Consider the following 3576-nt stretch of genomic DNA (forward strand, 5'->3'; position numbering starts at 1 on the left):
CAATTCCGGTGGGTGCGGTGACAGGCCCATGGGATCGATCCAGGACTGCGGATTATGGACGTAGGTGTACGAGTTGGGCCCACCCTCCGGGGGAGGATGGGCCCACCCGCGTCAGCGGCTACGCGGACTTCTCGTGCCGTCCGTCGTTCTTCACGATCCTCGGCACCAGGGTCGGGTTGACGTTGTCCCGGACCACGTCCGCCGTGATGACCACCCGGGCGACGTCCTTACGGCTGGGCACCTCGTACATCACCGACTGGAGGACCTCCTCCATGATCGCGCGCAGTCCGCGCGCGCCGGTGCCCCGCAGGATCGCCTGGTCGGCGATGGCCTCCAGCGAGGGACGGTCGAAGTCCAGCTCGACACCGTCGAGTTCGAAGAGCCGCTGATACTGCTTGACCAGCGCGTTCCTCGGCTCGACCAGGATCTTCAGCAGGGCCTCGCGGTCGAGGTTGTGCACCGAGGTGATCACGGGGAGACGGCCGATGAACTCGGGGATCATCCCGAACTTCACCAGGTCCTCCGGCATGACCTCCTGGAACTGGTCGCTCGCCTCGATCTCCCGCTTGGAGCGGATCGTCGCGCCGAAGCCGATGCCCTTGGCCCCCGCGCGGGACTCGATGATCTTCTCCAGTCCGGCGAACGCGCCGCCCACGATGAACAGCACGTTCGTCGTGTCGATCTGGATGAACTCCTGGTGCGGGTGCTTGCGTCCGCCCTGCGGCGGTACGGAGGCGGTGGTGCCCTCCAGGATCTTCAGCAGCGCCTGCTGAACGCCCTCACCCGAGACATCACGGGTGATCGAGGGGTTTTCGCTCTTACGGGCTACCTTGTCGATCTCGTCGATGTAGATGATCCCGGTCTCGGCCTTCTTGACGTCGTAGTCCGCCGCCTGAATGAGCTTCAGCAGGATGTTCTCGACGTCCTCGCCCACATAGCCCGCCTCCGTCAGCGCCGTGGCGTCGGCGATGGCGAAGGGCACATTGAGCATCCGGGCGAGCGTCTGCGCCAGCAGGGTCTTGCCGGAACCGGTGGGTCCGAGGAGCAGGATGTTGGACTTGGACAGCTCGATGCCGTCGTCCCGGCCCTGAGGGCCGCCGTTCTCGCCGGCCTGGACGCGCTTGTAGTGGTTGTAGACCGCGACGGATAGGGCCTTCTTGGCGGGCTCCTGCCCGACCACATAGCCCTCGAGGAACTCATAGATCTCGCGGGGCTTGGGCAGTTCCTCCCAGCGCACCTCGGAGGTCTCCGCGAGCTCCTCCTCGATGATCTCGTTACAGAGATCGATGCACTCGTCGCAGATGTACACACCCGGGCCTGCGATGAGCTTCTTCACCTGCTTCTGGCTCTTTCCGCAGAACGAGCACTTGAGCAGGTCGCCGCCATCACCGATGCGTGCCACGAGGTGCTTCCCCTTCGCCTGGGAGCGGCTTGGTTCAGCCTGCTCCTGGTGCCTCATATCCGACGGTACCTTGCCGGGGCCTCTGTTCGGGCCCCCCTTGGCGCGGTTCACATGGTCGTCGTGTGCCACGGCGGTGCCACAGAGCGCCGCGCCAAGGGTGACGCGTCGGTCAGGCCGCCGCGGCGGCCGTGGTCTTGCGGGTGGAGACGATCTGGTCGATCAGACCGTACGCCAGCGCGTCGTCGGCGGTGAGGATCTTGTCGCGCTCGATGTCGTCGCGGACCTTCTCCAGCGGGGTGGTGGAGTGCTTGGCCAGCATCTCCTCCAGCTGCTGGCGCATCCGCAGGATCTCGTTGGCCGCGATCTCCAGGTCGGAGAGCTGCTCCCGGCCGGTCTGCGAGGACGGCTGGTGGATCAGCACCCGCGCGTGCGGCAGCGCCATCCGCTTGCCGGGCGTGCCCGCGGCCAGCAGCACGGCCGCGGCGGAGGCCGCCTGGCCCATGCAGACCGTCTGGATATCGGGCTTCACGAACTGCATCGTGTCGTAGATCGCGGTCAGCGCGGTGAAGGAACCACCCGGGCTGTTGATGTAGATCGAGATGTCACGGTCGGGGTCCATCGACTCCAGGCAGAGGAGCTGGGCCATGACGTCGTTGGCGGAGGCGTCGTCGATCTGCACCCCGAGGAAGATCACGCGCTCCTCGAAGAGCTTCGCGTACGGGTCGTACTCGCGCACACCCTGGGAGGTGCGCTCGACGAAACGCGGGACGACATAGCGGTTGTCCAACTGCGGGCCGGTGTACAGGCCGCTCGCGGAGAAGTTGCTCATGTGGGTGTTCACCATCCTGGTGGCGTTCTGCGGGCGTGTCGCGTGGGTCGGTCGGGGCGAGGGCGCGGCCCTCACCGGGAGGCCCTGCCGGGTCGGCGGCCGATCGGTCGGTGGGACGGTCCCGCCGCTGTCAGCGGTCCGTCACCGTCACCGGCCGGGATCGTCACCGTGGGTGACGGGACTCCCGGTGGGCTCAGGCGCCGGTGCCGCCGCCGCCCGGGACACCCGACGCGGCGGAGATGATCTCGTCGATGAGGCCGTACTCCTTGGCCTCCTCGGAGGTGAACCAGCGGTCGCGGTCGCCGTCGCGGATGATCGCCTCGACGGTCTGACCGGAGTGACGGGCGGTGATCTCCGCCATCCGCTGCTTGGTACGGAGCAGGTACTGGGCCTGGATCTTGATGTCGGAGGCGGTGCCGCCGAGTCCGGCCGACCCCTGGTGCATGAGGATGTCGGTGTTCGGCAGCGCGAAGCGCTTGCCGGGGGCGCCGCCGGTGAGCAGGAACTGGCCCATCGAGGCCGCCATGCCCATGCCGATCGTCACGACGTCGTTCGGGATGTACTGCATGGTGTCGTAGACCGCCATGCCCGCCGTGACCGAGCCGCCGGGGCTGTTGATGTAGAGGAAGATGTCCTTCTCGGGGTCGGCGGCGAGCAGCAGCAGCTGCGCGGTGATCTTGTTCGCGATGTCGTCGTCGACCTGCTGACCGAGGAAGATGATCCGCTCGCCGAGCAGCCGACTGTAGACCTGGTCACCGAGGCCACCGCCGAGGGACGGCTCACCGGCGGCGTAAGGCATCAGATTCGTCACGTATCCACCTGCTCGTCTCTGACGGCTTGCCTGCCGTCTCGCGTCTCGTAGCCGGGGGCGGGTGCAACCCTGCCCTCGTATTCATGGACCCTAACGCGCAGGTCGGACAACGCCATCCCGGTTCCCGAACTGTTCGCTGGGAGCGCAAGCACCCCATGGGGGCGCTGCCGCTGGGGCTCGCGGGGTGGGTGATCCCAGGCGTGGGCCTCCGCCGCGGCGGGCGGGGGCGGGGCTCACCGCCGGTGGGCGGGGGGGTCCAGCCGGACCTCCGCGCCGTAAGGACGCGGGCTCCGCACCCGCGCGGCCCGGCGGTGCCACCTCGTGCCCCCGGACGGGGTGGGGCCCGCCCGGGCGCCGGCCCCGCGGGGGTGGAACGCCCCCGCTCTCCGCATGGGCCCCGGGCGCGCATGGGCCCCGGGCGCGTGGCGGCGGAACCTGCCCGCCCCGGGGCGGGCCGACCGCGGGTGTCCGCCGCGACGAGGAGTCGGCGTGGGGGCGGGACGGCGACAGGGCCGGACCCGGACACCTGGGGTG

Annotated in this window: 3 protein-coding genes; all 3 read right to left on the reverse strand. The window is 68.8% G+C overall.

The window, feature by feature from the left end; translation table 11 throughout:
* Positions 1-118 precede the first annotated feature (118 nt).
* Positions 119-1402 (reverse strand): ATP-dependent Clp protease ATP-binding subunit ClpX, encoded by a 1284-nt coding sequence (gene clpX / locus ACFVIM_RS33990; RefSeq protein WP_384309917.1) that lies wholly within the window; start codon positions 1400-1402, stop codon positions 119-121.
* A 169-nt stretch (positions 1403-1571) separates the two neighbouring features.
* Entirely contained in the window at positions 1572-2246 is a 675-nt protein-coding gene (locus tag ACFVIM_RS33995; RefSeq protein ID WP_384309919.1) for an ATP-dependent Clp protease proteolytic subunit, read from the reverse strand.
* Positions 2247-2424: 178 nt separating this feature from the next.
* A complete protein-coding gene (locus ACFVIM_RS34000) occupies positions 2425-3030 on the reverse strand; it encodes an ATP-dependent Clp protease proteolytic subunit (RefSeq protein WP_384309921.1) in 606 nt (201 codons plus the stop codon).
* Positions 3031-3576 lie beyond the last annotated feature (546 nt).

Origin of the sequence: Streptomyces sp. NPDC057638, from assembly GCF_042800315.1 — a bacterium.
Taxonomy (GTDB): Bacteria; Actinomycetota; Actinomycetes; order Streptomycetales; family Streptomycetaceae; genus Streptomyces.

Excerpts from the sequence above, each read along its gene's own strand:
- ACFVIM_RS33995 (WP_384309919.1), bottom strand. The coding sequence starts at position 2,246 with ATGGTGAACACCCACATGAGCAACTTCTCCGCGAGCGGCCTGTACACC.
- ACFVIM_RS34000 (WP_384309921.1), bottom strand. The coding sequence starts at position 3,030 with ATGCCTTACGCCGCCGGTGAGCCGTCCCTCGGCGGTGGCCTCGGTGAC.